Source organism: Microbacterium sp. (genome assembly GCF_036823965.1).
Classification (GTDB): domain Bacteria; phylum Actinomycetota; class Actinomycetes; order Actinomycetales; family Microbacteriaceae; genus Microbacterium.
Genome location: NZ_DAITBE010000004.1, coordinates 1 through 23,620, shown reverse-complemented (window position 1 = coordinate 23,620; position 23,620 = coordinate 1). Strand labels below are relative to the sequence as shown.

At 68.5% G+C, this 23,620-nt stretch carries 24 protein-coding genes and 1 tRNA gene; 9 read left to right on the top strand and 16 right to left on the bottom strand.

Features of this window, described 5'->3' with window-relative positions; genetic code table 11:
• Window positions 1-48: 48 nt before the first annotated feature.
• Window positions 49-1,152 carry an ABC transporter ATP-binding protein gene (locus V7Z82_RS08155; protein ID WP_045279544.1) on the bottom strand — a complete coding sequence of 368 codons (1,104 nt, stop codon included), beginning with the start codon at window positions 1,150-1,152 and terminating at the stop codon, window positions 49-51.
• A gap of 232 nt (window positions 1,153-1,384) precedes the next feature.
• Here V7Z82_RS08155 and V7Z82_RS08150 point away from each other — a divergent pair, with 232 nt between their 5' ends.
• From V7Z82_RS08150 to V7Z82_RS08140, 3 genes are all read left to right on the top strand, one after another.
• Window positions 1,385-2,347: a DsbA family protein gene (locus V7Z82_RS08150; protein WP_334149943.1), complete on the top strand. Its 963-nt coding sequence runs from the start codon at window positions 1,385-1,387 to the stop codon at window positions 2,345-2,347.
• 41 nt (window positions 2,348-2,388) lie between these two features.
• Window positions 2,389-2,461: transfer RNA gene (locus V7Z82_RS08145), tRNA-Thr, on the top strand.
• Between the two features lie 96 nt (window positions 2,462-2,557).
• Window positions 2,558-3,511 (top strand): aldo/keto reductase, encoded by a 954-nt coding sequence (locus tag V7Z82_RS08140; protein ID WP_334149941.1) that lies wholly within the window; start codon window positions 2,558-2,560, stop codon window positions 3,509-3,511.
• A gap of 68 nt (window positions 3,512-3,579) precedes the next feature.
• Here V7Z82_RS08140 and cycA read toward each other — a convergent pair whose 3' ends face one another.
• From cycA to V7Z82_RS08105, 7 genes are all read right to left on the bottom strand, one after another.
• Entirely contained in the window at window positions 3,580-5,067 is a 1,488-nt protein-coding gene (gene cycA, locus V7Z82_RS08135; RefSeq protein ID WP_442927600.1) for a D-serine/D-alanine/glycine transporter, read from the bottom strand.
• Window positions 5,068-5,146: 79 nt separating this feature from the next.
• A complete protein-coding gene (locus V7Z82_RS08130) occupies window positions 5,147-5,833 on the bottom strand; it encodes a response regulator transcription factor (protein WP_334149937.1) in 687 nt (228 codons plus the stop codon).
• Window positions 5,830-7,080, bottom strand: coding sequence for a sensor histidine kinase (locus V7Z82_RS08125; RefSeq protein WP_334149935.1), 1,251 nt, complete (start codon window positions 7,078-7,080; stop codon window positions 5,830-5,832). The genes V7Z82_RS08130 and V7Z82_RS08125 overlap by 4 nt, the downstream gene beginning before the upstream one ends.
• A 10-nt stretch (window positions 7,081-7,090) precedes the next feature.
• Window positions 7,091-7,906 (bottom strand): ABC transporter permease, encoded by an 816-nt coding sequence (locus tag V7Z82_RS08120; protein WP_334149933.1) that lies wholly within the window; start codon window positions 7,904-7,906, stop codon window positions 7,091-7,093.
• Window positions 7,903-8,814, bottom strand: coding sequence for an ABC transporter ATP-binding protein (locus V7Z82_RS08115; RefSeq protein WP_334149931.1), 912 nt, complete (start codon window positions 8,812-8,814; stop codon window positions 7,903-7,905). Before V7Z82_RS08115 ends, V7Z82_RS08120 begins: the two co-directional genes overlap by 4 nt.
• 108 nt (window positions 8,815-8,922) lie before the next feature.
• Window positions 8,923-9,306 (bottom strand): MmcQ/YjbR family DNA-binding protein, encoded by a 384-nt coding sequence (locus V7Z82_RS08110; protein WP_334149929.1) that lies wholly within the window; start codon window positions 9,304-9,306, stop codon window positions 8,923-8,925.
• Between the two features lie 3 nt (window positions 9,307-9,309).
• The gene (locus V7Z82_RS08105; RefSeq protein ID WP_334149926.1) at window positions 9,310-9,963 is read right to left on the bottom strand and encodes an SOS response-associated peptidase family protein; all 654 of its coding nucleotides are present in this window, start codon (window positions 9,961-9,963) and stop codon (window positions 9,310-9,312) included.
• Window positions 9,964-10,038: 75 nt separating this feature from the next.
• Here V7Z82_RS08105 and V7Z82_RS08100 point away from each other — a divergent pair, with 75 nt between their 5' ends.
• Complete coding sequence (locus V7Z82_RS08100) at window positions 10,039-10,986, top strand: DMT family transporter (protein ID WP_334149924.1); 948 nt, start codon at window positions 10,039-10,041, stop codon at window positions 10,984-10,986.
• Between the two features lie 21 nt (window positions 10,987-11,007).
• Here V7Z82_RS08100 and V7Z82_RS08095 read toward each other — a convergent pair whose 3' ends face one another.
• Together V7Z82_RS08095 and msrB are read right to left on the bottom strand one after the other, a co-directional pair.
• Window positions 11,008-11,574: a nitroreductase family protein gene (locus V7Z82_RS08095; RefSeq protein WP_334149922.1), complete on the bottom strand. Its 567-nt coding sequence runs from the start codon at window positions 11,572-11,574 to the stop codon at window positions 11,008-11,010.
• Window positions 11,571-11,975, bottom strand: a complete 405-nt coding sequence (msrB, locus tag V7Z82_RS08090) for a peptide-methionine (R)-S-oxide reductase MsrB (protein ID WP_334149921.1) — start codon at window positions 11,973-11,975, stop codon at window positions 11,571-11,573. Before msrB ends, V7Z82_RS08095 begins: the two co-directional genes overlap by 4 nt.
• 70 nt (window positions 11,976-12,045) lie before the next feature.
• On the opposite strand from msrB, the gene V7Z82_RS08085 reads away from it, so the two are divergent.
• From V7Z82_RS08085 to groL, 4 genes are all read left to right on the top strand, one after another.
• Window positions 12,046-13,038 carry a DUF2332 domain-containing protein gene (locus V7Z82_RS08085; protein WP_334149919.1) on the top strand — a complete coding sequence of 331 codons (993 nt, stop codon included), beginning with the start codon at window positions 12,046-12,048 and terminating at the stop codon, window positions 13,036-13,038.
• Window positions 13,039-13,047: 9 nt separating this feature from the next.
• Window positions 13,048-13,305 carry a DUF3263 domain-containing protein gene (locus V7Z82_RS08080; protein ID WP_334149917.1) on the top strand — a complete coding sequence of 86 codons (258 nt, stop codon included), beginning with the start codon at window positions 13,048-13,050 and terminating at the stop codon, window positions 13,303-13,305.
• Between the two features lie 70 nt (window positions 13,306-13,375).
• On the top strand, window positions 13,376-13,954 hold the full coding sequence (locus tag V7Z82_RS08075; protein ID WP_334149915.1) for a LytR C-terminal domain-containing protein: 579 nt from the start codon (window positions 13,376-13,378) through the stop codon (window positions 13,952-13,954).
• 123 nt (window positions 13,955-14,077) lie between these two features.
• Window positions 14,078-15,697: a chaperonin GroEL gene (groL, locus tag V7Z82_RS08070; protein ID WP_334149913.1), complete on the top strand. Its 1,620-nt coding sequence runs from the start codon at window positions 14,078-14,080 to the stop codon at window positions 15,695-15,697.
• A 105-nt stretch (window positions 15,698-15,802) separates the two neighbouring features.
• On the opposite strand, the gene V7Z82_RS08065 is transcribed toward groL, so the two are convergent.
• The 3 genes from V7Z82_RS08065 to V7Z82_RS08055 form a co-directional block, all read right to left on the bottom strand.
• Window positions 15,803-16,090 carry a WXG100 family type VII secretion target gene (locus V7Z82_RS08065; RefSeq protein WP_334149911.1) on the bottom strand — a complete coding sequence of 96 codons (288 nt, stop codon included), beginning with the start codon at window positions 16,088-16,090 and terminating at the stop codon, window positions 15,803-15,805.
• Window positions 16,091-16,221: 131 nt separating this feature from the next.
• Complete coding sequence (locus tag V7Z82_RS08060; protein WP_334149909.1) at window positions 16,222-17,910, bottom strand: sensor histidine kinase; 1,689 nt, start codon at window positions 17,908-17,910, stop codon at window positions 16,222-16,224.
• A 40-nt stretch (window positions 17,911-17,950) separates the two neighbouring features.
• Window positions 17,951-18,643 carry a response regulator transcription factor gene (locus V7Z82_RS08055; protein WP_045279564.1) on the bottom strand — a complete coding sequence of 231 codons (693 nt, stop codon included), beginning with the start codon at window positions 18,641-18,643 and terminating at the stop codon, window positions 17,951-17,953.
• 110 nt (window positions 18,644-18,753) lie between these two features.
• Here V7Z82_RS08055 and V7Z82_RS08050 point away from each other — a divergent pair, with 110 nt between their 5' ends.
• Complete coding sequence (locus V7Z82_RS08050; RefSeq protein WP_334149905.1) at window positions 18,754-19,761, top strand: CPBP family intramembrane glutamic endopeptidase; 1,008 nt, start codon at window positions 18,754-18,756, stop codon at window positions 19,759-19,761.
• 22 nt (window positions 19,762-19,783) lie between these two features.
• Here V7Z82_RS08050 and V7Z82_RS08045 read toward each other — a convergent pair whose 3' ends face one another.
• The 3 genes from V7Z82_RS08045 to V7Z82_RS08035 are packed head-to-tail and all read right to left on the bottom strand — an operon-like array spanning window position 19,784 to window position 23,463.
• Window positions 19,784-21,430, bottom strand: coding sequence for a DNA repair helicase XPB (locus V7Z82_RS08045; protein WP_334149903.1), 1,647 nt, complete (start codon window positions 21,428-21,430; stop codon window positions 19,784-19,786).
• Between the two features lie 36 nt (window positions 21,431-21,466).
• Window positions 21,467-23,176, bottom strand: a complete 1,710-nt coding sequence (locus tag V7Z82_RS08040; RefSeq protein WP_334149902.1) for a helicase-associated domain-containing protein — start codon at window positions 23,174-23,176, stop codon at window positions 21,467-21,469.
• Between the two features lie 11 nt (window positions 23,177-23,187).
• Window positions 23,188-23,463, bottom strand: a complete 276-nt coding sequence (locus tag V7Z82_RS08035; RefSeq protein WP_334149899.1) for a multidrug ABC transporter ATPase — start codon at window positions 23,461-23,463, stop codon at window positions 23,188-23,190.
• Window positions 23,464-23,620 lie beyond the last annotated feature (157 nt).

Below are 23,620 nucleotides of genomic sequence, written 5' to 3'. Positions count from 1 at the left end.
CGCGGCGCAGGCGACCGAAGTCAGCCTGCGCCGCGTGCGTCGAACCGATCAGGCGGAGACGACCGGCTTGTCGTTCAGGCGCTCGCCGGACTCGATGTCGAAGGCGTGCACGTGGCCGGCCGAGGCTGCGAGCGTGACGGTCTCGCCAGCGTTCGGGTGGTTGCGACCGTCGACGCGGGCGACGAGGTCGGCGCGCTTGCCGTTGATCTCGGTGTGGCCGTAGAGGTAGCCGTCGGCGCCGAGCTCCTCGACGAGGTCGACCGTGACCGAGAGGCCCTTGCCGTCGGCGGGGCCGACGACGATGTCCTCGGGGCGGACGCCGACCGTGACCTGCGAACCGTTCGCACGGCCCACGGTGTCGCGGTCGAGCGGGACGACCTCGGTGCCGAAGCGGATGCCGCCCTCGGCGAGGTCCGCCGAGAACAGGTTCATCGCGGGCGAGCCGATGAAGCCGGCGACGAAGACGTTGTTCGGCTTCTCGTACAGGTCGCGAGGCGAACCCACCTGCTGGAGCAGGCCGTCCTTGAGGACCGCGATGCGGTCGCCCATGGTGAGGGCCTCGGTCTGGTCGTGCGTGACGTAGACCGTGGTGACGCCGAGGCGACGCTGCAGCGATGCGATCTGCGTACGCGTCTGCACGCGGAGCTTCGCGTCGAGGTTCGACAGCGGCTCGTCCATGAGGAAGACCTGGGGCTGACGCACGATCGCGCGACCCATGGCGACACGCTGACGCTGACCACCCGAGAGGGCCTTCGGCTTGCGGGTCAGGTAGTCCTCGAGGTCGAGGAGCTTGGCGGCCTCGAGCACGCGGGTGGCGCGCTCTTCCTTGCCGATGCCGGCGATCTTGAGCGCGAAGCCCATGTTCTCGGCGACGGTCATGTGCGGGTACAGCGCGTAGTTCTGGAACACCATCGCGATGTCGCGGTCCTTCGGCGGCACGTCGGTGACGTCGCGGTCGCCGATGAGGATGCGGCCTGCGTTGACCTCTTCGAGGCCCGCGAGCATGCGGAGGGACGTGGACTTACCGCAACCGGAAGGACCGACGAGGACGAGGAACTCGCCGTCTCCGACCTCGAGGTTCAGCTTGTCGACGGCCGGGCGGGTTCCGCCGGGGTACAGGCGGGTGGCGTCATCGAATGTGACAGATGCCATGATGCTTCTCCTTCACCGGCAGGTACGTGCCGGACGATCCGTAGTGATGGAATCGGCGGAATGACCCGCCGCGACCCGACGTTGGGTCGGGATCAGTATGACACGAACAGTGGCACCTGGGTATTTCTCAGACTGACTGGTTAACATCGAACCCGGCCGCGTGTTCGCGGCGATCGTCGCCAGAGAGCGATGGTCGGGGCCAACCCGGACCCCCTGAGACTCAAGAGGAACGATGTCGAGCGACGAAACGCCGAACGTCCCCACACCTCGCAATTCTCGCGAGGCCGTGCGGGAGAAGGCACAGCAGGTGCACGCGCAGCAGTCCCGAGCGCGCATCATGCGACGGATCATCATCGGTGCGGTCGCCGTGATCGCGGTCGGTGCGATCGGCACCGCAGTGACCCTCGCCGTGTCGGCGCAGGTCTCGAAGCCGCAGTTGATGCCGAGCGGCATGGATGGGGATGGCGTCGTCGTCACCGACATCACCGCTGCGGCGAGTTCCGACGAGACGCTCGCGACACCGGATCCGGATGCCACGGACGCAGGTGCGGAGGAGGCCCAGCCCACGCCGGAGCCGACCGCCTCCGATCGAGTGGACATCCACATCTACGTCGACTACCTGTCGCCGGATGCCGGTGAGTTCGAGCGCGCGAACGCCCGCCAGCTCACCAACTGGATCAGCGAGGGTGCTGTGACCGTGAGCTACCACCCGGTCGCACTGCTCACTGCAAGCTCGAACGGCACGAAGTACTCGTTGCGCGCGGCAGCCGCGGCTGCGTGCGTCGCGACGCATTCGCCGGACAAGTTCTACGCGTTCAACCACGATCTGCTCGACGACCAGCCCAAGGTCGGCAGCGACGGGCTCTCCGACGTCGAGCTCGCGGATGTCGCCGGTGCGGTCGGCGTCGACAACGGCAAGGCCGTGCGCTCCTGCATCGAGAACTCCGACTACGTGACCTGGGCGAAGGATGCGACCACTCGTGCACTCGACGGTCCGCTCGCCGGATCCGACGACCTGGTGCTCACCTCGGCGCCGATGATCGTCGCCAACGGTGAGGCCTACGTCGGTGCCCTCGACGACCCGGCCGAGTTCTCGCAGTTCGTGCTGACCGTCGCGAGCGACGCGTACTACAAGACCTCGCCCACTCCGACTCCCGCGCCGAGCTCGGCGCCGACCGAGACCCCTGCTCCGTAAGTTCGGAGCGGGTCTCCGCCATCGGTAAGCTGGTGGCACCCGCCGACTTGGCGCAATTGGTAGCGCACCGTACTTGTAATACGGGGGTTGCAGGTTCAAGTCCTGTAGTCGGCACTGACGCGAGAGCACTGTCCTGAGCAATCTCCTGAGCGTCCCTGCAACACGCCGTCACGGGGGAATGCCTCTCGACCTGACTCCGTTGTCGAGAGCATGACTCGTATCGGAACCAGTGACCTCAACGTCTTCCCGCTCTCGCTCGGCGGCAACGTCTTCGGCTGGACGGCCGACCGCGACGCCTCGTTCGCCGTGCTCGACGCCTTCGCGGCCGGCGGTGGTGACTTCATCGACACCGCAGACTCCTACAGTGCCTGGATCCCGGGCAACTCTGGTGGCGAGAGCGAGACGATCATCGGCGAGTGGCTCGCTTCGCGCAAGCCGCAGGATGTCGTCGTCGCCACCAAGGTCAGCCAGCACCCCGACTTCAAGGGTCTCGCTGCCGCGAACGTCCGCAAGGCCGCCGAGGCGTCGCTTGCCAGGCTCGGCGTCGACGCCATCGACCTCTACTACGCGCACTTCGACGACGAGACGGTTCCGCTCGAGGAGACCGTCGGCGCGTTCGGACAACTCGTCACCGACGGACTCGTGAAGCACATCGCCGTCTCGAACTACACGGGCGAGCGCATCCGTGAGTGGATCGAGATCGCGAAGCGCACGGGCGTCGCACTGCCGGTCGCCGTGCAGCCGCACTACAACCTCGTGCACCGCAACGAGGTCGAGGAGACGATCATCCCGGTCGCCGAGGAATTCGGACTCGGACTGGTGCCGTACTACTCGCTCGCGAGTGGATTCCTGACCGGCAAGTACCGGTCCACGGATGCAGCGGGCCAGGAGTCGCCGCGTGCGCAGGGCGCAGCCAAGTACGCCACCGAGGCCGGACTGCGCATCATCGACGCGCTCGCGGAGATCGGGGATGCGCACGGTGCATCCATCGCCGCGACCTCCCTTGCGTGGCTCCGCGCGCAGCCGACCGTCGTCGCCCCGATCGCGAGCGCCCGCACCGTCGAGCAGGTGCCGGATCTGCTCGCCGGCGCTCGCCTCGAGCTCACCGCCGACGAGGTGCAGACGTTGAACCGCGTCTCTGCGTGGACCCCGGCGCAAGCCTGATCCGCTCCTGAGTTGCTGAGCCCGGTCGCGCGCCTGCACGCACCGGGCTCAGTCATGTCGGCTTCCGCTCAGTCCGTGTCGGTCGTGTCGTCACGCAGGTACGCGATGTGCGCCGCATGCCGAGTCAGATGGTTCGGCGACCGACGCACGAAGAGCCAGGCAACGACGAGCAGCGCGAACCAGATCGGCGTGACCAGCAGCGCGGTGAGCGTGTCGGGCTGCGTCGTGAGCGCCCACAGCACGAACACGAAGAACGCGAGCACGACGAACACCATGACCGTGCCGCCCGGCATCTTGAACGCGGAGCTCGCGGCCGTGTCCGGACGGTTGCGCCGGTACGACAGGTAGCTGCACAGGAAGATGGTCCACACGAACATGAAGCACACGGCGGAGACCGTGGTGACCATGTCGAACGCGGTCCCGATGTCCTCTCCCGCGTAGATCAGCACGATGCCGGAGAGCAGCAGGATGCACGACAGGAACAGTGCGTTCTGGGGCACCCGCCGCTTCGACAGCCGCGCGAACAGTCGAGGCGCGTCGCCGTCCTGCGCGAGGCCGAACACCATCCGCGAGGTGGAGTAGATGCCCGAGTTGGCGCTCGACATGGCCGACGTCAGCACGACCAGGTTCACGACGGTCGCGGCGATGCCGAGCCCGGCCAGGGCGAACATCGCGATGAACGGGCTCTCGCCGGCGACGTACTCGGTCCACGGCGTCACGGCCATCAGGATGATCAGCGCGCCGACGTAGAAGAGCAGGATGCGGATCGGGATCGCGTTGATCGCCTTCGGCAGGTTGCGCTTCGGGTCCTTGGTCTCGGCGGCTGCCGTGCCGACCAGTTCGACGCCGACGAATGCGAACACCGCGATCTGGAATCCGGCGACGAAGCCCATGAACCCGTGCGGGAACATGCCGCCGTGGTCCCAGAGGTTCGCGAAGCTCGCGGTGCCGGCATCGTGCTGGAACCCGGTGAAGATCATCACGAGACCGGTGATGATGAGCGCGACGATCGCGATGATCTTGATCAGCGCGAACCAGAACTCCATCTCGCCGAAGGCCGCAACGGTCGGGAGGTTCAGCGCGAGCAGGATCAGGATGACGGCGAGGCCGGGGATCCACAGCGGGATGCCGGGGATCAGCGCATCCGTGTACCCGGCGATCGCGATCACGTCAGCGACCCCCGTGACCACCCAGCAGAACCAGTAGGTCCAGCCGGTGAAGAACCCGGCCCACGGCCCGAGCAGGTCGCTCGCGAAGTCACTGAAGGACTTGTACTTCAGGTTCGACAGCAGCAGCTCGCCCATCGCCCGCATGACGAAGAAGAGCATGAACCCGATGATCATGTAGACGAAGATCACGGATGGGCCGGCGACTGAGATGGTCTTGCCGCTGCCCATGAACAGACCGGTGCCGATGGCCCCGCCGATCGCCAGCAGCTGGATGTGGCGATTGCTGAGCGCCCGGCGCAGATGCTGCTCGTCGCCCCCGGTCGTGTGATCGTCCGTCGTGGTGCGGCGTTCCTGGTCGTTGCTCGTCACGGTGGCCCCCTCGGTCATTGCACGTGCTGATGCAGGCTAGTCGAACCCTACGCAGCTGCACGAACCCAGGACCGTGGGTCGGGAACCTCGCCGCCTGTCAGCCGCCGAGAGGCAGCGGGCCGTCATCGACGAGGCCCAGTCGGTGCGCGAGGATCACGGCATGGATGCGGTCGCGCGCGCCGAGCTTGGCCAGGACGCGGCCGACGTGCGTCTTCACCGTCGACTCGCTGACGTACAGGGACTGCGCGATCTCGGCATTCGTGAGGCCCTTGGCGATCGCCAGGAACACGTCGCGCTCGCGGTCCGTCAGGTCGGCCGTCGCATCGGGTGCAGGGGCAGCCGTGTCGGCGGAGAGCAACGGGGTCACGCGTTCGAGCAGCATCCGAGTGATGCGAGGCGACAGTGCTGCGTCGCCGCGGTGCACCGCCCGCAGCGCCGCGATCATCTCGTCGCGCTGCACGTCCTTCAACAGGAAGCCGCTGGCACCGGCGCGGATGGCGCCGAACGCGTACTCGTCGAGATCGAAGGTCGTGAGCACGAGGACCCGGGTCTCCGGATGCTGCCGCACGATGGCGGCGGTGGCTGCGATGCCGTCGAGCCCCGGCATCCGGATGTCCATGAGCACCAGGTCGGGGCGCAGCGCTGATGCCTGGGCGATCGCCTCGTGTCCGTCGCCCGCCTCGCCGACGACGGTGATGTCGTCCTCGGCCTCCAGCACCAGACGGAAGCCGACACGGATGAGCTGCTGGTCGTCGACGAGCAGGACTCGGATCGGTTCGGTCATGACGGTTCCTCGGTTCGGGTCTGGGCGGTCGGGAGTTCTGCGGCCAGCATCCATCGCTCCTCGCCGGCCGGGCCGTACCGGATACTTCCCCGCACATGTGCGATCCGCTCGGAGAGTCCGCGCAGACCGAAACCGGGGGCGTCGACGGCGGCCACCGTGCCGTCGTTCACGACCTCGACGCGCACCGAATCCGGCTCGTGGATGATCCGCACGGCGATGGCGCTCGCAGCCGGCGCATGGCGCATCGCGTTCGTGACGCCCTCCTGCACGATCCTCGACACGGCATGCTCGATCGCGACCGGCAGCTCGCCGGCGCCGGTGACCGCGAGCGTCACCGGATACCCGGCCCGCTGCGCGCTCGACACGGACTCGTGCGGCGAGGGCGCAGCGATCGGTGCGAGGGGCGCGGAGTCGTCGGTCGAGCGCAGCACGCCGAGCATCGAGCGCATCTCGGTGAGCGCGGCTCGGGCAGTGGTCGCGCTGGCGGTCGAGGCGGCACGCGCCTGCTCGGGGTCGGCGGTGGCCGCTGCTCCCTCGGAGAGGGCGACGATCACGGTGAGCGAGTGCGAGACGATGTCGTGCATCTCCCTCGCGATGCGCGCCCGCTCGGCTGCTGCGGCGAGCTGCGCCTGCTGGTCGCGTTCGACGAGGAGTTGCCGCGAACGATCGATCACCGCAGCGATGTACCGCTTGCGTCCGCCGACGTTCACACCGATGAGCGTGCCGATCAGACCGAGGACGAGGGCGCTGACGACCGAGTTGAGGGCGATCTGCAGGTCGATCACGCCGGTCAAGGTGAGCAGCCCGGCGAACGCCGACAGCGCCGCGAGGGCGATCGCGTAGCTCTTCCAGGCCAGGGACGTCGAGCGGTAGACCGCGACCGCGTAGCAGGTCACCAGGATGATCGGTGTGCCCACCGGCAGATTGATGAACAGGAAGAGCGCTTCGACCACGAACGAGGCGATGAAGGGCAGGAGCGGGATGCGTCGTCGCCAGAGCAGCGCGACGCAGGTGCCGAGCACCGCGATGGGCAGCAACGCCCCGAGCACCGGAGTGAACGGCGGTGCGAGATCGGGGTCGATGCGGGTCGCCGGCGTGAGGGAGAGGAACAGGCAGACCAGGGCGATCAGCGCATCCGCGATTCGGGGATGCCGTGCCCAGAAGCGCCGGAACACGCCGGGGGGACGCGGAAGCCGCAGCGCCTCGTCCTCACGGATCGAGTCGCTGCGGCTGCGCGTGGTTCTCACTCGGCCGACTCTACGCGTCGCGACTGCGCAGCACGGTCCAGGCGGCGAGCATGCCGCCGACCACCCATGCGGCGAGCGTCAGAGCGGCGACCGGGCCCTCGAGGGCTGCGTTCTCCGGCAGGATCGCGCTCTGCGCCGCCGCGACCGGCAGGTAGTTCGCGGCATCCATGACCCACTTCCACGACTCGCCTGCGAACGAGAAGAAGTTCGTGACGATCGGAAGCACGAACAGCAGGCCGACCGTGGCGGCGATCGCGCCGGCTCCGGAGCGCAGGATGAAGCCGAAGGCGACGCCCAGCAGTGCGAAGACCGACATCGCGAGCGACGCCACGACGATCGGCAGGACGGATGCTGCGGGATCGGCCCAGTCGATGCTCTGATCGCGTCCTGCGACCACGGCGGAGACTGCGAGCGCTGCGGCGAAGAAGATCACCAGCGACGACACGAACAGGAACAGCGCGAGCACGACGGACTTCGCAGCGAGCACCATGCCGCGAGCCGGGACAGCGGCGAATGTCGAGCGGATCATGCCCGTCGAGTACTCGCCCGTCACGGAGATCGCGCCGATGATGCCGGCGAGCAGCATCGTGAACTGGATCGGCATCACGACGGCCTGGATCGGTTCGAAGCCCGGCATGTCGACCGCCTGGGCGATCAGTACGGCGATGCCGACGGTGAGCACGGCGACGACCCCGATCGACCACCAGGTCGAGCGCAGTGTCGAGAGCTTGATCCACTCGCCGCGGAGTGCGCGGACGAAGGTGAGTCGCTGCCCCGACGGTGAGCCGGTGCGGGTGCGGGTGAGGGGAGCTGCCTGGGTGGTCATGAGATCTCCTTGGTCCGGTACTCGACGGAGTCGCCGGTCAGGGCGAGGTAGGCGTCTTCCAGTGATCCGGTGGTCGGGGTGAGTTCGTGCAGCGGGATGCCGCGCGCTGCTGCGAGGTCGCCGATGCGTGCAGCCGGCAGTCCGACGATGTCGAGCAGATCGGGTGCGGAAGTCACGATCTCGACGTCCGGAGCACCGACGGCGGCAGCGAGATCGGCGGCACGGGGTGTGCGCACCCGCACCGTGTTCCTGGTCCAGGCCCGCACGAGCTCGTCGAGCGGGGCGTCGGCCAGCACCTGGCCGCGACCCATCACGATCACGTGGTCGGCCGTCTGCGCCATCTCGCTCATCAGGTGGCTGGACAGCAGCACGGTGCGACCTTCGGACGCCGCGTGGCGCACGAACTGGCGGACCCAGCGGACGCCCTCGGGGTCGAGTCCGTTGACCGGCTCGTCGAGGATCAGCGTGTGCGGATCGCCCAGCAGCGCGGAGGCGATGCCGAGGCGCTGGCCCATGCCGAGCGAGAACTTGCCCGCGCGCTTGCGAGCCACCGAGCCGATGCCGGCGAGGTCGATGACCTCGTCGACGCGCGACGCGGGGATGCCGTGCGTGGCGGCCATCGCGCGGAGGTGATTCCGCGCGGTGCGTCCTGTGTGCACGGCCTTCGCGTCGAGCAGCACGCCGACCTCGGTGAGCGGGGCGCGCAGCTTGCGGTATTCGTGGCCGCCGACGGTCGCGCGTCCTGACGTCGGCTTGTCGAGGCCGACGATCATGCGCATCGTGGTGGACTTGCCGGCGCCGTTCGGTCCGAGGAATCCGGTCACGGTTCCGGGCTGGATCGTGAACGACACGTCCTGGACGGCTGTCTTGTCTCCGAATCGCTTCGTGAGTCCCTCTGCTGTGATCATGTGCTCAACGCTACGGAGCGCAGCGGGGTCGCCACATCCTCCCTCGGTACCGTTCCCGCTGAGCGGGCGTCATCCTGCTGGCGGATGCCGCTGACCAGCGGGTCGAGATCAGACGGCCGGGCGCCCGAACGTCTCGGGGTCGACGGGGCGCTGCGCTCGGGGGAGCTTCTCGACGACCAGCAGGTACGACTCGGTCACCAGCTCGGTCACAAGGCCCTCTTCGAGCGATGCTCCGGGTTGCAGCGTGATCCAGTGCTTCTTGTTCATGTGGTACCCCGGGACGATGTCGGCGAAGGTCTCGCGGAGCGCGACCGCGTCATCCGGGTGCGACTTCAGCGTCACGCGTCCGGTGCCGTCCAGCGGCAGCAGCAGGAAGACGCGGCCGCGGACCTTGTACACGTCCCATTCCGGGCCGAACGGATTCTCCAGCTCGGAACCCGGCAGCTCATCCGCACGAGCGGCCGCGGCCGTCGTGAGCGCGCGCGCATCCATCCGTCAGAACAGCCGGTCGGCGCGCCTGTCGTCGCCGCGCGGCTTCACCTGCACGCGATCGTCGAGGTCCGCTGCCGCCAGGAGCGCCTCGTCGACGACCTCGCGCCCGGTCTCGGCCGTCAGCCACTCCTCGGCGAACGATGTCGGGATGAGCACCGGCATCCGATCGTGCACGCCGGCGAGGTGCGCCGGCGCGGGGCGCATCACGATCGAGTAGCAGGTGAACCAGGTGCCGTCGGCGGTCTTGCCGCGCTGGGTGACGGCGGCCATGCCGAACAGCGCGCCGTCGTCGACCAGGAACTCGTGCCACTGCCGTGACGGCTTCTGCATCTCGAACCAGCTCGTCGCCGGGACGATCGCTCGCGCCTTCGCGCCACCCGGTTTGTCCTGCAGGCGCTCGGAGCGCGTGTTGATGGACGGGAACTTCGCGGGCTCGCCGCCGACCAGGAAGCCCCACCACGCCGGTTCCAGCACAGGGGAGTCCTCGGGCTGCACGATCAGCGGATTCAGGTTGCGCAGGTTCTTGCCGGTCGGACGCAGCGTCTCGCCCTCGTTCCGCTCCGCCCACGTCCGCAGACCTTCCAGCACCGCCTCGTCTGCGGCATCGAGCAGCTCGGTGTCGGTGAATCGGGGATCGAGGCCGTAGCTCGCGCACATGCCGCCAGAGTAGTCCCGGCATCCGACATCGTGCTGACGGCGAAGCCCTGTCATCGGCTCGGGTAGGGTCGACAGGTGACCGAGACCCGCGTGCTCCCCGCCCCGGTCGCTCTCGGCGGAGCAGTCGCGATCGGCGTGATGACGGCGATCCAGGCTCGGATCAACGGTGTGCTCGGCGTGCGACTCGATGACGGCATCGTCGCCGGGTTCGTCTCGTTCAGCGTCGGACTGCTCGCCCTCATCGTGGTGGTCGCCGCGCTCCCGTCAGGGCGTCGCGGCGTCGGACGACTCTGGAGTGGCGTGCGCACCCGCGCGATCCCCGCGTGGATGCTGCTGGGCGGCGCCTGCGGCGCCCTGACCGTCTCGACCCAGGGGCTCACTGCCGGCATCCTCGGGGTGTCCCTCTTCACGGTCGGCGTGGTCGCAGGCCAGACACTGCACGGTCTCGTGCTCGACCGGATCGGGTTCGGTCCGGCCGGGGTCGTGGCTGTCACGCCTGGCCGGGTGCTGGGCGGACTGCTCGCGCTCGCCGCGGTCGGCATCTCGCTCAGCGGTGATGTGCTCGCCTCGGCGCCGTTGTGGATGCTGCTGCTGCCGTTCGCTGCCGGCGTCGGCATCGCGTGGCAGGCCGCCACCAACGGCCGTCTCGCGAAGCGCGTGCAGTCGCCGATCATCGCGACCCTGATGAGCTTCATCGCCGGGACCGTCGTGCTCGCACTCGCCGCGGCGATCAGTATCGCCATCACGGGGGCTCCTGGGGCGCTCCCCGCGGAGCCCTGGCTGTACCTCGGCGGATTCCTCGGCTTCGCCTACATCCTGCTCGGCGCGTTCATCGTGGCGCAGACCGGGGTCCTGCTGATGGGCCTCGGCTCCGTGCTCGGACAGCTCTCGGCATCCGTCGTGATCGACCTGCTCTGGCCGACCGCAACGGGGCCGGCAGTGTGGCAGATCGTCGGCATGGTCATCGTCGCCGTGGCATCCGTGCTGGTCGCAGTGCCCTGGCGACGACGCCGTTCAGGGTGACCTGATCGGCGCCCCACGGCGTCACATCGCGGAGTCGCTCTTCTTCTTGCTCTTCTTCGGCATGCGGGTGAGCAGCTTGCGGGCGTCGACAGCCTTCCGGCGGCCGGCCTTCTTGCCGGCGGGCTTCCCTCCGACGTAGAGCCAGCCGAGGAGGACCTCGTTCTTCTCCAGGCCGTGCGCCTTCGCGATGGCCTTCGAGCGGGTGTAGCGGCCGGTGCGCCAGAGGACGCCCCAGCCTGCCTCGTCGAGCAGCAGGCTCAGCGTGTGCGCGACGCCGGAGGCTACGGCCTCCTGCTCCCACTGCGGCACCTTCTCGCTCTTGCGGAAGCTCGCGACGACGGCGATCAGGAGCGGCGCCCTGAGCGGCTTGGTCGAGGGGGATCTGTCACCCTCTGCCTTCGCGATCGCGGCGCCGAGGGCTTCACGGTCGCTCCCGCGCAGCTCGATCAGCCGCCACGGGCGCAGCGAAGAGTGGTCAGCCACGCGTCCGGCGGCCGCCACGTACGTCAGCAGCGCCTCTCGTGAGGGAGCCGTGTCGTCGACCTTCGACCAGGACTGCCTGGCGCGAACCGCGTCGAGCGCGCTCACGAGGCGTCAGGCGTGAAGTTGAGCGCGATCGAGTTCATGCAGTAGCGGTCGCCGGTCGGCGTGCCGAATCCGTCGGGGAAGACGTGTCCGAGGTGCGAGCCGCAGTTCGCGCAGCGGACCTCAGTGCGCACCATGCCGAGCGTGGTGTCCTCGATGAGCTGCACCGCCTCAGGGCGGATGGACTCGTAGAAGCTCGGCCAGCCGCAGCCGGAGTCGAACTTCGTGCCGCTCTTGAACAGCTCGGCACCGCAGGCACCGCAGGTGTAGAGACCTGCGCGGCCTTCATCCAGCAGCTCGCCGGTCCAGGCCCGTTCGGTCGCCGCCTCTCGCAGCACTGCGTACTGGTCGGCACCGAGTTCCTCGCGCCATTCGTCGTCGGTCTTGTCCACGCTGTACGGCATGCATCCTCCTGAGTCCTCTCCATTGTCTCGCGTTCAGCGGGCGATGGCCGCAACAGATGAGAATGGAGGGATGAACGAGGCCGTGCAAGAGCGATACGCACGATTCGCGCGTCAGGAGGCCCCCGGACGGAGTGCCCTGTACGGCGAATGGGCGGACGGTGTCGCGGGGGATGCCGAGGTGCAGGACATCCTCGCTCGCATTCCCGAGACGCGCAGGCAGCCGCCATTGGTCTTCGCGGTGACGAGGCTGCTGGGCGTGCCGCTCGAGGGCTATCCGATGTGGCGGACCTTCGTGCTTGGACACGCTGACACGGTGGTGGCCGAGTGCCGCGATCGTGCGCTGCAGACCAACGAGCCGCTGCGACTCGCGCCGCTGCTGCCGGTCCTGTCCGAGATCGAGGGACCGATCGCGATGCTCGAGATCGGCGCATCCGGAGGGCTGTGCCTCTACCCCGATCGATACTCGTATCGGTTCCGCGGCGCGGACGGTGCGCTTCGCGCCGCGCTCGATCCGGAGGACGGCGCATCGTCGGTGGTGCTGGAGAGCACCGTGACCGGAGAGCTGCCGCCACTGCGTCTGCCCGATGTCGTCTGGCGTGCGGGTATCGACCTCGCCCCGTTGGACGCGCGCGACGAGCGGGATCGGCGCTGGTTGCGTGGACTGGTGTGGCCGGGGGAGACCGGTCGCGAGCAGCGGATCGACGCCGCCCTCGACATCGCGGCCGCCGATCCGCCGCACCTCGTCGCCGGTGACGCCCTCGACGAGCTGGCGGCGCTCGCCGCTGCGGCCCCGAGTGACGCGACGCTCGTGATCACGACACCGGGTGTGCTCGTGCACATTCCCCGCGCAGACAGGATCGAGCTGGTCGATCGCATCCGGGCACTGCAGGCACGATGGGTCACGATCGACCCGCCAGCGGTGCTCGATGTGTGGCAGCCGGCGGTGGATGCAGCGAGCTGGCCAGGCTTCGTCGTCGCGCTCGACGGGCAGGTGCGCGCTGCGGCCGATCCACTCGGGCGATCGTGGGAGTGGCGCGCGGCCGTCGCCGCCGACGCGTCCTAATCTGAAGCCATGCTCGGAGACCTCACGGAACGCGATCGCGCGATCCTCTCGATGGAGACGGCATGGCCGCGCCACAGCGGCGCGAAGGAAGAGGTCATCCGCGCCCAGCTCGGTATGAGCGCGGCACGGTACTACCAGCTGCTCGGCCGTCTGATCGAGTCGGAGTCTGCGCTCGAGTACGACCCGATGCTCGTGCGCCGGCTGCGCAGGATCCGGGACTCTCGGGCATACACGCGCAGCACGCGCACCCCCGGCTTCGTCGGCTGAGCCGTCGGGAGCGCGCGACCGGCCGAGCGCTCTTCGCGGTCTGCCAGGACTGTGCCGCTAGCATCGAGGGGTGTCCAAGCCCTCCCGTGATCGATTCGACGACGTCCCCCGCACCTCAGGCCGAGTCGGAGCACACCGTGCAGAGGCGCCGGGAATGAACGGCTGGGTCGTCCTCCTGTGGTCATTCGTCGCCGCCCTCGTGCTCATCATCGCCGGCATCTTCGGCTCGCTCGTGGTGATGGGGCGCATCACGCTGTTCCCTGAGACCGTCCCGACCTCCGCGCCGACCCCGGTGGAGACCGGAGTGGTCGACCCCGCGTTCTCGGTGCTGATCCTCAATGCGACGCCCGATGGCGGTCTCGACGAGCTGATGCGCGATCTCCTCATCAACAACGGCTGGGCCGCGGACACGGTGTTCGCGAGCGACAGCGAGAGCGCGGACTTCACCACGACGACGGTCTACTACGTGCAGGACGACGACGAGCTCGCGGCGATCGGTCTGGCCAATCTGATCGGCGGCGCCGACGTGCAGCAGAGCGACTTCTACGCGCAGATGAACGAGTCCGAGGTCGAGCAGCTCGTCGTGGTGATCGGCCTCGATCGGACATCGACTGCGCCCGAGGCGCCGGAAGACACACCGGCCTCCTGATCGGCGTCGCCGTGCGTCTGCCGCGGCTTGCACTCGGAGGGGTCGAGTGCCAGAATGGCGTTAGCACTCTCACACTCTGAGTGCTAAACCCAACGTCTACGTCCAGGAGGGACGAAAAAACTCATGGCAAAGATCATTGCTTTCGATGAGGAGGCCCGCCGCGGCCTCGAGCGCGGCCTGAACATCCTCGCCGACGCGGTCAAGGTGACCCTCGGCCCGCGTGGCCGCAACGTCGTGCTCGAGAAGAAGTGGGGCGCTCCCACGATCACGAACGACGGTGTGTCCATCGCCAAGGAGATCGAGCTCGACGACCCGTACGAGAAGATCGGCGCGGAGCTCGTCAAGGAGGTCGCCAAGAAGACCGACGACGTCGCCGGTGACGGCACCACGACCGCAACGGTCCTGGCTCAGGCGCTCGTCCGCGAAGGCCTGCGCAACGTCGCAGCCGGCGCCGACCCGATCTCGCTGAAGCGCGGCATCGAGAAGGCCGTCGCGGCCATCACCGAGGAGCTCCTCTCGAGCGCCAAGGAGATCGACTCCAAGGAGCAGATCGCCGCGACCGCTTCCATCTCGGCCGCTGACCCCGCGATCGGCGAGCTCATCGCCGAGGCGATCGACAAGGTCGGCAAGGAGGGTGTGGTCACCGTCGAGGAGTCCCAGACCTTCGGCACCGAGCTCGAGCTCACCGAGGGCATGCGCTTCGACAAGGGCTACCTGAACCCGTACTTCGTCACGGACCCCGACCGCCAGGAAGCCGTCTTCGAGGACGCGTACATCCTGATCGCGAACCAGAAGATCTCCAACATCAAGGACCTTCTGCCCATCGTCGACAAGGTGATCCAGGACGGCAAGGAGCTCGTCATCATCGCCGAGGACGTCGAGGGCGAGGCTCTCGCGACGCTCGTGCTCAACAAGCTCAAGGGCATCTTCAAGTCGGTCGCCGTCAAGGCTCCCGGCTTCGGCGACCGCCGCAAGGCGCAGCTGCAGGACATCGCGATCCTCACCGGTGGTCAGGTCATCACCGAAGAGGTCGGCCTGAAGCTCGAGAACGCCACGCTCGACCTGCTGGGTCGTGCGCGCAAGGTCATCGTCACCAAGGACGAGACCACGATCGTCGAGGGTGCAGGCGAGGCCGACCAGATCGAGGGTCGTGTCACGCAGATCCGTCGCGAGATCGAGAACACCGACAGCGACTACGACCGCGAGAAGCTGCAGGAGCGTCTGGCGAAGCTCGCCGGTGGCGTCGCCGTCATCAAGGCGGGCGCTGCGACCGAGGTCGAGCTCAAGGAGCGCAAGCACCGCATCGAGGACGCCGTCCGCAACGCGAAGGCAGCCGTCGAAGAGGGCATCGTTCCCGGTGGTGGCGTCGCGCTCATCCAGTCGGGCACGAAGGCTCTCGACGCCCTCACCCTCACGGGCGACGAGGCGACCGGTGCGAACATCGTCCGCGTCGCGATCGAGGCTCCGCTCAAGCAGATCGCGCTGAACGCCGGTCTCGAGCCGGGTGTCGTCGCGAACAAGGTCTCCGAGCTTCCTTCGGGCCAGGGCCTGAACGCTGCCACGGGCGAGTACGTCGACATGTTCGCCGCCGGCATCATCGACCCGGCCAAGGTGACCCGATCGGCACTGCAGAACGCGGCCTCGATCGCGGCGCTCTTCCTCACGACCGAGGTCGTCGTCGCCGACAAGCCCGAGAAGGCTTCGGCACCGATGGGTGACCCGTCTGGTGGCATGGACTTCTGATCCTCTCGGATCAGGGACCCAGCGCCCGCTGAACACAGAAACGCCCCGACTCCGGTCGGGGCGTTTCTGCGTTCGGGCCGGCGCAGCCGACCCGAACGCGAGCGCTCAGCGGAAGAGGCTCGCGGAGTACTGGTCGGCATCCGCGTACTGGGTCGCTGCAGACCCGAGGGAGCCGCCGATCGACTCCAGCGCCTGTTCGATGTGCAACTGTGCTCCGCGCCACTCCTCTGCACAGGCCTGGAACGCATTCGATGCGGTACCGACCCATGAGGACTGCAGCTGCGAGAGCTGGGCCATCAGGGTCGCTGACTCGCCCCGCATGCGCTCCATGGTGGCGCGGACGGCGCCGTGGGCGGCCAGGACGGCCTCGGTGTCGACGGTGAAGACAGACATGGGAAACTCCTTCTCGGTTGGAGCTTCGACGCTAGGCGCGCTGCGTCTGCGAGACGCCGGACCAGGGCCGCTGTGCTCACCGTCTGTGCGCAACACCGGCGCAGCACGCCCTGTGCGGGAGAGGTGGTCGGTCAGAGCTCCAGGCGCTCGATCGGCTGCGTGTCCTCGAGCAGGTGCTCAGGCGTCGCGCGCGAGGGTGCGAGTGGCAGGGTGACGGTGAAGGTCGCGCCGCCGCCCGGTGTCTCCGAGACCGCCACGCTGCCGTGCAGCGCCTTCATGATCGACGCCACGATCGCGAGCCCCAGACCCGAACCGCCGGTCTCCCTGGCGCGAGAGGTGTCAGCACGCCAGAAGCGCTCGAAGATCTGCTCGCGGATCTGCGGAGGGATGCCTTCGCCGTGATCCACGATCGCGATGCTCCCGGTGCCGCGCACGCGGTCGGAGTCGACCACGATCTCGATCGCACCATCCTCGGGCGAGAAGCGCCGAGCGTTGCCGAGCAGGTTGGTCACGACCTGGCGCACCTTGTTCTCCTCGCCCAGGACGATCGGAGGGGTGCGCACGGGGGTGTCCGCCGTCTCGGAGAAGTCAATCGCCGGCGGCTGCTCGGAGGTCTGGCGCGTCCGACGACGCAGCCGTCCCAGCGTGCCGCGGGTGAGGCCCCGTGGCATCGGCGCTTCGACGGTCTGCTTCGGGATGCTGCGGGTGGGCGCGGTGACCGACTCGTTCGTCAGGTCGATCACGGTGACGGTGCGCCCCGGAGCGGCAGCGCGGAGGTCGAGCGCGGCATCCCTGGCGATCGGCCTGAGGTCGAGCGAGACGATCTCCGGCTCGCGCTCCTCGTCGAGCCGCGCAAGGGCGAGCAGATCCTCCACCAGCACGCCCATGCGGATGGCTTCCTTCTCGATGCGCTCCATCGCGCGGGCGGTGTCCTCCTCGCCCTTGATCGCGCCCATCCGGTAGAGCTCGGCGTAGCCGCGCACGCTCACCAGCGGGGTGCGCAGTTCATGGCTCGCGTCGCCGATGAAGCGCCGCATGTGCGAGACGGTGCGATCACGCTGCGCGAGGGAACCATCGACCCGATCCAGCATCGTGTTGATCGCCGTGTTCAGGCGGCCGACCTCGGTGGTCGGCTCGAGGTCGGTGAGCCGCTGGCTGAAGTCTCCAGCCGCGATCGCCATCGCCGTCGACTCCACCTGGCCGAGGCGTCGGAACGTCAGGGTGACCAGCCCGCGGGTCAGGAGCGCCGCGATGAAGATCGTGATGAACGCGATCGTGATGTAGATGCTGAAGTACTGGCTGATCACGCGGTCGGCGGCGGCGACCGGCAGGGCCACCACCTGGATCTGCAGTGCGCCGCCATCGGCGGTCACCGTGGCGACAGCGGCGCGGAAGACCTTGCCGTCGGCGCCGAAGATGTCGAACACCTTGTCCTCGTTCGCCTGCGCCCGCTGCAGCGAGAACTCCGACTCGAAGACGGGCGGCGATGCCGTCGTGCTCCCGGCGGTCGCGAGCAGCGCGCCCTCGGCGTTGTAGATCGCGAAGAAGAAGTCCCTCGGCTGCTCTTCCTTGGGCGTGTAGGCGGTCGCGCCGTCCTCGGTGGTCGTGACGTCGAGGTACCGGTTCACGAGGTCGCTCGAGACGACGGCGGGCAGCTGCCCGTCGATGTTGGCGACCAGCGCAGACCGCAGCAGCGGCACCGTGCCGATACCGGCGATCAGCAGCCCCAGCGCGAGCAGTGCGACCGTGACACCGGTCACCTTCGCGCGAAGGCTGATCCGCCGCCACCAGCTGGTGACCGCATCCGGCTTGTGCGCCATGCGGTCCTCCAGGGTGCGGCGTCGTGCGGTGGGGCGAGCGTCAGGCCGACTTGCCGACCTTGAGCATGTACCCGAATCCGCGCTTGGTCTGGATCAGGGATTCCTCGGTGTGCGGATCGATCTTGCGGCGCAGGTAGGAGATGTAGCTCTCCACGATGCCGGCGTCGCCGTTGAAGTCGTACTCCCAGACGTGATCGAGGATCTGCGCCTTCGACAGCACGCGGTTGGGGTTGAGCATCAGGTAGCGGAGCAGCTTGAACTCGGTCGGGCTGAGCTCGATCTGCTCTTTGCCGACGTGCACGTCGTGCGTGTCCTGGTCCATCGCGAGCTCGCCGGCGCGGATGACCGACTCCTCGTCGGCCTGCATCGTGCGGCGCAGGATGGCCTGCGCGCGGGCGACGATCTCGTCGAGGCTGAACGGCTTGGTGACGTAGTCGTCGCCACCGGCGTTGAGCCCCTCGATCTTGTCGTCGGTGCCGTCCTTGGCGGTGAGGAAGAGGATCGGAGCCGTGAATCCGGCGCCACGGAGGCGCTTCGTGACACTGAAGCCGTTCATGTCGGGCAGCATCACGTCGAGGATGATGAGGTCCGGCTCCTCCTCGAGCACGGCGGAGATGGTGGCGGCGCCGTTGGCGACCGTCTTCACCTGGAACCCCGCGAAGCTGAGACCGGTGGAGAGCAGGTCACGGATGTTCGGCTCGTCGTCGACGACCAGGATGCGCGCAGCTGTCATGACCCCATTATGGTGACTCCACCCATGATGATGCTGACATCGCTCGGAATGGCGTGGTGTCCGCTGCCGGTTCGCCCCTCGCTCACAGGCGATTCCGCCAGGATCGAAGCATGAGCTCGAACGAGGACGACATCGCCGCCCCCGCATCCGCGACCGCTGAGAGCGGCGCACACGTCGAGGAGTTCGCCTACCACCGCCTGGCCCGGCTGCGACCGCGCTATCGCTGGTGGCGGATGCTTCTGACCGGGCTGCTGGGCGTCGCGTTCTTCGTCGTGCTCCTGCTGCTCCTGGTGGTGCCGCTCGGGATCGCCTCGGTGCTGATCCCGTCCTGGGGTGCAGAGCTGCAGGTGCTGCTGACGACCATGCAGTACTTCGATCTCGACCGCCCGTGGCTCCTCGTCGCGCTGGTGCTTCCGCTGATCCTGATGATCCCTGCGCTCCTGGCCGCGTCCCGGATCGTGGAGGGTCGAGGCGTCGGGCTCCTGTCGTCGGTGACCGGACGCCTGCGCATGGGCTGGCTCGGGAAGAGTCTGGGGCTCGCGCTGGCGGTCTTCGTCGCGTACTTCGCGGTGCTGCTCGGTCTGGCGGCGGCCACGGGCGACGCCGTCGTCGCGGACTTCTCGCACCCGCGACTGTGGGTCATGGTCGCGCTGGTGCTCGTGCTGATCCCGTTCCAGGCAGCCGCCGAGGAGTACGTGTTCCGCGGGTATCTCATGCAGCTGGTCGGCGGCTGGCTCCGGCATCCGGCGTTCGCGATCCTGCTTCCGGTGCCGCTGTTCGTGCTCGGCCACGGCTACGACGTCTGGGGAGCGGCGAGCGTCGGCGTCTTCGCGGTCGTCGCGGCCTGGTTGACCTGGCGTACCGGCGGCCTGGAGGCCGCGATCTCGCTGCACATCGTGAACAACGTGCTGATCTTCCTGCTGGGCTCGGTCGCCCTGGTCGATGCGAACGCGACCTCCGGCGCACCGATCGACCTGCTCGCCTCGACGGCCGCGATGGTCGTGTACGCGCTGCTCGCCGATCGCTGGGCGCAGCGACTCGGCATCGTGCGCGCGAGGGCTGTGGAGGCGTTCCCTGCGGCGGGCACCCATCTGCTGCCGGCGATGCTGCGCGGCTGAACGCCTCGCAGCACGGCCGGCGTCAGGCTGCTTCGAGGTCGTCCGCGTCGAGGATCGTGTAGCTGTATCCCTGCTCGGCGAGGAAGCGCTGGCGGTTCTGGGCGTAGTCCTGATCGATCGTGTCGCGAGCGATGAGCGTGTAGAAGCTCGCGGTGTGACCGGACTCCTTCGGACGAAGCAGGCGGCCGAGGCGCTGGGCCTCCTCCTGGCGTGATCCGAACGAACCGGACACCTGGATCGCGACCGATGCCTCCGGCAGGTCGATCGAGAAGTTCGCGACCTTCGACACGACGAGCAGCTCGATCTCGCCCTCGCGGAACTGGCGGTACAGCTCCTCGCGCTCGTCGATCGGGGTGGCACCGGTGATCTGCGGCGCGTTCAGCGCCTCCGACAGCGTCTCGAGCTGGTCGAGGTACTGCCCGATCACGAGGATGCGCTCACCGGGGTGCTTGGCGATCAGCTCCTTCACGGTGTCGACCTTCGCCGGAGCGGATGCCGCGAGCCGGTAGCGCTCATCATCCGTCGCAGCCGCGTACTCCAGCCGGTCCTCCGGCGGCAGATCGACACGCACCTCGTAGCAGGCGGCGGGGGAGATGAAGCCCTGCGCCTCGATCTGCTTCCAGGGCGCATCGAACCGCTTCGGCCCGATGAGGCTGAAGACGTCGCCCTCGCGGCCGTCCTCGCGCACGAGCGTCGCCGTCAGGCCGATGCGACGGCGGGCCTGCAGATCGGCGGTCAGCTTGAAGACCGGAGCGGGCAGGAGGTGCACCTCGTCGTACACGATGAGGCCCCAGTCGAGGGCGTCGAGCAGTGCGAGGTGGGCGTACTCGCCCTTCCGCTTGGCGGTGAGGATCTGGTAGGTCGCGATCGTGACCGGCTTGACCTCCTTGGCCTGACCCGAGTACTCGCCGATCTCCTCCGGCGTCAGGCTGGTGCGCTTGAGCAGCTCATCGCGCCACTGCCGTGCCGACACGGTGTTCGTGACGAGGATCAGCGTGGTGGTCTTGGTGGCGGCCATCGCGCCGGCGCCCACGATCGTCTTCCCCGCGCCGCAGGGGAGGACCACGACGCCGGAGCCGTCCTTCGAGAACGCGTCGACGGCATCCTGCTGGTAGGGGCGGATGTGCCAGCCGTCCTGCTCCGACAGCGTGATCTCGTGCGGCGTTCCGGGGGTGTAGCCGGCGAGGTCCTCTGCGGGCCAGCCGATCTTCAGCAGCTCCTGCTTGATCTGACCTCTCGCCCACGCATCGACGACGAAGGTCTCGGGAGACGGGTGGCCGATCAGCAGCGGCTGGATGCGCTTGTTGTTCGCAACCTGGGCGAGCACCGCCGGGTCGGAGGACCGCAGGATCAGCGTGCCCTCGTCGTCGCGCTCGATGACCAGGCGGCCATAGCGGTTGACGGTCTCACGCAGGTCGACCGCGACGGATGGCGGGACCGGGAAGCGCGACCAGCGGTCGAGGGTGCCGAGCATGTCCTCGGCGGTGTGGCCTGCTGCACGCGCGTTCCACAACCCCAGTCGGGTGATCCGGTAGGTGTGGATGTGCTCGGGGGCGCGTTCCAGCTCGGCGAAGATCGCCAGCTCGTGGCGGGCGCTCTCCGCATCGGAGTGGGCGACCTCGAGCAGCACGGTTCGATCGCTCTGGACGATCAGCGGTCCATCAGACATAGCTGTCCAGTTTACCGGGCGCTGCGGGACACGGCACTACGACGGGACGATCGTGGCGGAGCGGATGCTGGAGACCGGCAGCGTGCGCTCGACATCGGCGGCTCGATCCCGACCACGCAGCCGTCCGCCGCCGAGCCCTGTCGCCTCGAGCAGCAGTTCGCGGGTCGAGCCGTCGGGCATTCCGACGGTGACCTGCAGCACCGCCTTGGCGCGCACCGCGGCCTCGAGCTCGCGGTCCAGCCAGGCGGCGTCGGCGTCGGGTCCCTGCTGGGCCCGGAGCCGCGCGATCAGCGGGGCGAGCTCCGCTTCGGGCGAGGCAGTCAGCACCGGCTCCGGCACCGGGTGACGTTCCCCGACGAGCGTTCCGCCGTCCGGCCCGACGAGGGTCGCCGGGTATCGGGCATCCGCCAGCGCCCAGAAGACCGTGTCGCGGCCGACTCGCGTCGTCAGCGAGTCGACGTGCTTGGTCAGCGCGAGCGGTCGCAGGGTCTGATCGACCGACATGGCCTCGATCAGGTGCTGATCGGTGCTCTCGATGCGCGTGCGTCCTGTCTCATCGTCCGTCGAGACGCGCACCAGGCCGTGTCGCTGTGCTGCCTGTGACACGAGGTAGTTCAGCGGCTGGGGGATGCCGGTGAGCGAGAGACCGGTGAGGAACTCCAGGATCGACTCGGCGGTCTCGCCGCCGGCGAAGGCGCGGGTGACGGACTCGGTCGTGAACCGGTACGACGACGCCTGCGCCGCGGACTCTCGCGATGCCATGGTGCGTAGGCGGACATCGAGGGGCGGCGCGAGCGGCCCAGGGGCGATCGCGGTGAGATCGTTCTGCAGGAAGATCCGGTCCACCTCGGTCGGCAGCAGCAGGGCGAGCGCAGTGGAATCCGCAGGCTCGCCGTTGCGCAGCGCGATGGACCACTCCGGTTCCGTGCCGCCCTCGGCGATGAGGCCGAGCAGCCGAGCGGATGCGATCAGCTGCTCGCTGCGCTCCGGCCAGGTCGGATCCCACGGATGCGCGTGCGGCCACTCCTGCGGGGCGATCCATCCGCCTGTCGCGCTGCGCACACCCCGCGGCAGTGCGTCGCGGAAGGCGGTCGCCAGCACCGACCAGCGGGCCGCGGCCGATGAACGCAGCCACTCCTCGGCGGTCGCGCTCGTGCGCAGCTTGCGGCCATCCGCCACCGCGAGGCCTGCGGCGATCGCGACCGTGACGAGCGGATCGACGAGCTCGGTCGGTATGCCCGACTCGCTGAGCTGGCGCTTCTCGCCGGCGCTGACTGCTCCACCGGCGAGCAGCGCGAAGGGGGAGTCGCGCGTGATGAGCAGCAGATCGGCGAGGATCGCGACGGTCGTGAAGGCCCGTTCCGCTGCGTGCGCTGCGGAAGCCTCCGGTGCCGGCTCGACGGCCGTGCTCCCGATCGACGGGACGGTGTCTCGCCCGGCGAGTGCCGTGAGCACCACCGGATGCGGTTCGCCATCCGGTCGCAGCAGTGCGATGGCTGTGAGCGCGTCGCGCTGCTCCCCGGCATCAGCGCCGTCTGCCGCGCGCAGCAGGCCTGCTGCCTCCGCGGCCGTGAGTGCGGGCAGCGCCCGCGCGACGGAGGCCGGATCGAGCAACGCCTCCGCAGCATCGAAGAAGTCGTGCCAGCCGGCATCCGGCCGAACCCGACGCGCCGAGAAGAGGTGCGCGAGTTCCTCATCGCTCGCCGCGGCCAGCCAATCGGCCAGCGGGCGTGCGGGAGTGGTCATGCCGATCTGCCTCAGGGTCGCGATGCCGCGCGACCTTTTCGGACGAAGCTCATCACGAGCAGGGCGATGATCATCACGAACGCGACGGGGAGACCCCAGAACGGAATGGCCGCGACGATCGGCCAGACGCCGCCGCCGAAGGCGTTCTGGTCCATGCCGACGGCAGTGCCGATGATGATCGCGAAGAAGCAGATCACCGAGGCCGCCGCGATTCCGAGCGCGGTGAACGCCAGGAATCGATCCAGGCGCCGGATGGGAACCTCCGGTTCGGAATTCTGCGTACTCATCCCTCACACCTTAGTCGCTCTCGCGCATCGGGTTCGGCGGGCCCACGACCGGTAGGCTGGGGGAGGACGCGTGCGAACGCGCCTTCTTTTCCGCACCGACTCAGCGAGGTTCTCCCATGCCCACCGGCAAGGTCAGGTTCTACGACGAAGACAAGGG

Coding starts and splice junctions, on each gene's coding strand:
- V7Z82_RS08155 (WP_045279544.1), bottom strand. CDS start 1,152: ATGGCATCTGTCACATTCGATGACGCCACCCGCCTGTACCCCGGCGGA.
- V7Z82_RS08150 (WP_334149943.1), top strand. CDS start 1,385: ATGTCGAGCGACGAAACGCCGAACGTCCCCACACCTCGCAATTCTCGC.
- V7Z82_RS08140 (WP_334149941.1), top strand. CDS start 2,558: ATGACTCGTATCGGAACCAGTGACCTCAACGTCTTCCCGCTCTCGCTC.
- cycA (WP_442927600.1), bottom strand. CDS start 5,067: ATGACCGAGGGGGCCACCGTGACGAGCAACGACCAGGAACGCCGCACC.
- V7Z82_RS08130 (WP_334149937.1), bottom strand. CDS start 5,833: ATGACCGAACCGATCCGAGTCCTGCTCGTCGACGACCAGCAGCTCATC.
- V7Z82_RS08120 (WP_334149933.1), bottom strand. CDS start 7,906: ATGACCACCCAGGCAGCTCCCCTCACCCGCACCCGCACCGGCTCACCG.
- V7Z82_RS08115 (WP_334149931.1), bottom strand. CDS start 8,814: ATGATCACAGCAGAGGGACTCACGAAGCGATTCGGAGACAAGACAGCC.
- V7Z82_RS08110 (WP_334149929.1), bottom strand. CDS start 9,306: ATGGATGCGCGCGCGCTCACGACGGCCGCGGCCGCTCGTGCGGATGAG.
- V7Z82_RS08105 (WP_334149926.1), bottom strand. CDS start 9,963: ATGTGCGCGAGCTACGGCCTCGATCCCCGATTCACCGACACCGAGCTG.
- msrB (WP_334149921.1), bottom strand. CDS start 11,975: ATGCCGTACAGCGTGGACAAGACCGACGACGAATGGCGCGAGGAACTC.
- V7Z82_RS08085 (WP_334149919.1), top strand. CDS start 12,046: ATGAACGAGGCCGTGCAAGAGCGATACGCACGATTCGCGCGTCAGGAG.
- V7Z82_RS08080 (WP_334149917.1), top strand. CDS start 13,048: ATGCTCGGAGACCTCACGGAACGCGATCGCGCGATCCTCTCGATGGAG.
- groL (WP_334149913.1), top strand. CDS start 14,078: ATGGCAAAGATCATTGCTTTCGATGAGGAGGCCCGCCGCGGCCTCGAG.
- V7Z82_RS08065 (WP_334149911.1), bottom strand. CDS start 16,090: ATGTCTGTCTTCACCGTCGACACCGAGGCCGTCCTGGCCGCCCACGGC.
- V7Z82_RS08060 (WP_334149909.1), bottom strand. CDS start 17,910: ATGGCGCACAAGCCGGATGCGGTCACCAGCTGGTGGCGGCGGATCAGC.
- V7Z82_RS08055 (WP_045279564.1), bottom strand. CDS start 18,643: ATGACAGCTGCGCGCATCCTGGTCGTCGACGACGAGCCGAACATCCGT.
- V7Z82_RS08050 (WP_334149905.1), top strand. CDS start 18,754: ATGAGCTCGAACGAGGACGACATCGCCGCCCCCGCATCCGCGACCGCT.
- V7Z82_RS08045 (WP_334149903.1), bottom strand. CDS start 21,430: ATGTCTGATGGACCGCTGATCGTCCAGAGCGATCGAACCGTGCTGCTC.
- V7Z82_RS08040 (WP_334149902.1), bottom strand. CDS start 23,176: ATGACCACTCCCGCACGCCCGCTGGCCGATTGGCTGGCCGCGGCGAGC.
- V7Z82_RS08035 (WP_334149899.1), bottom strand. CDS start 23,463: ATGAGTACGCAGAATTCCGAACCGGAGGTTCCCATCCGGCGCCTGGAT.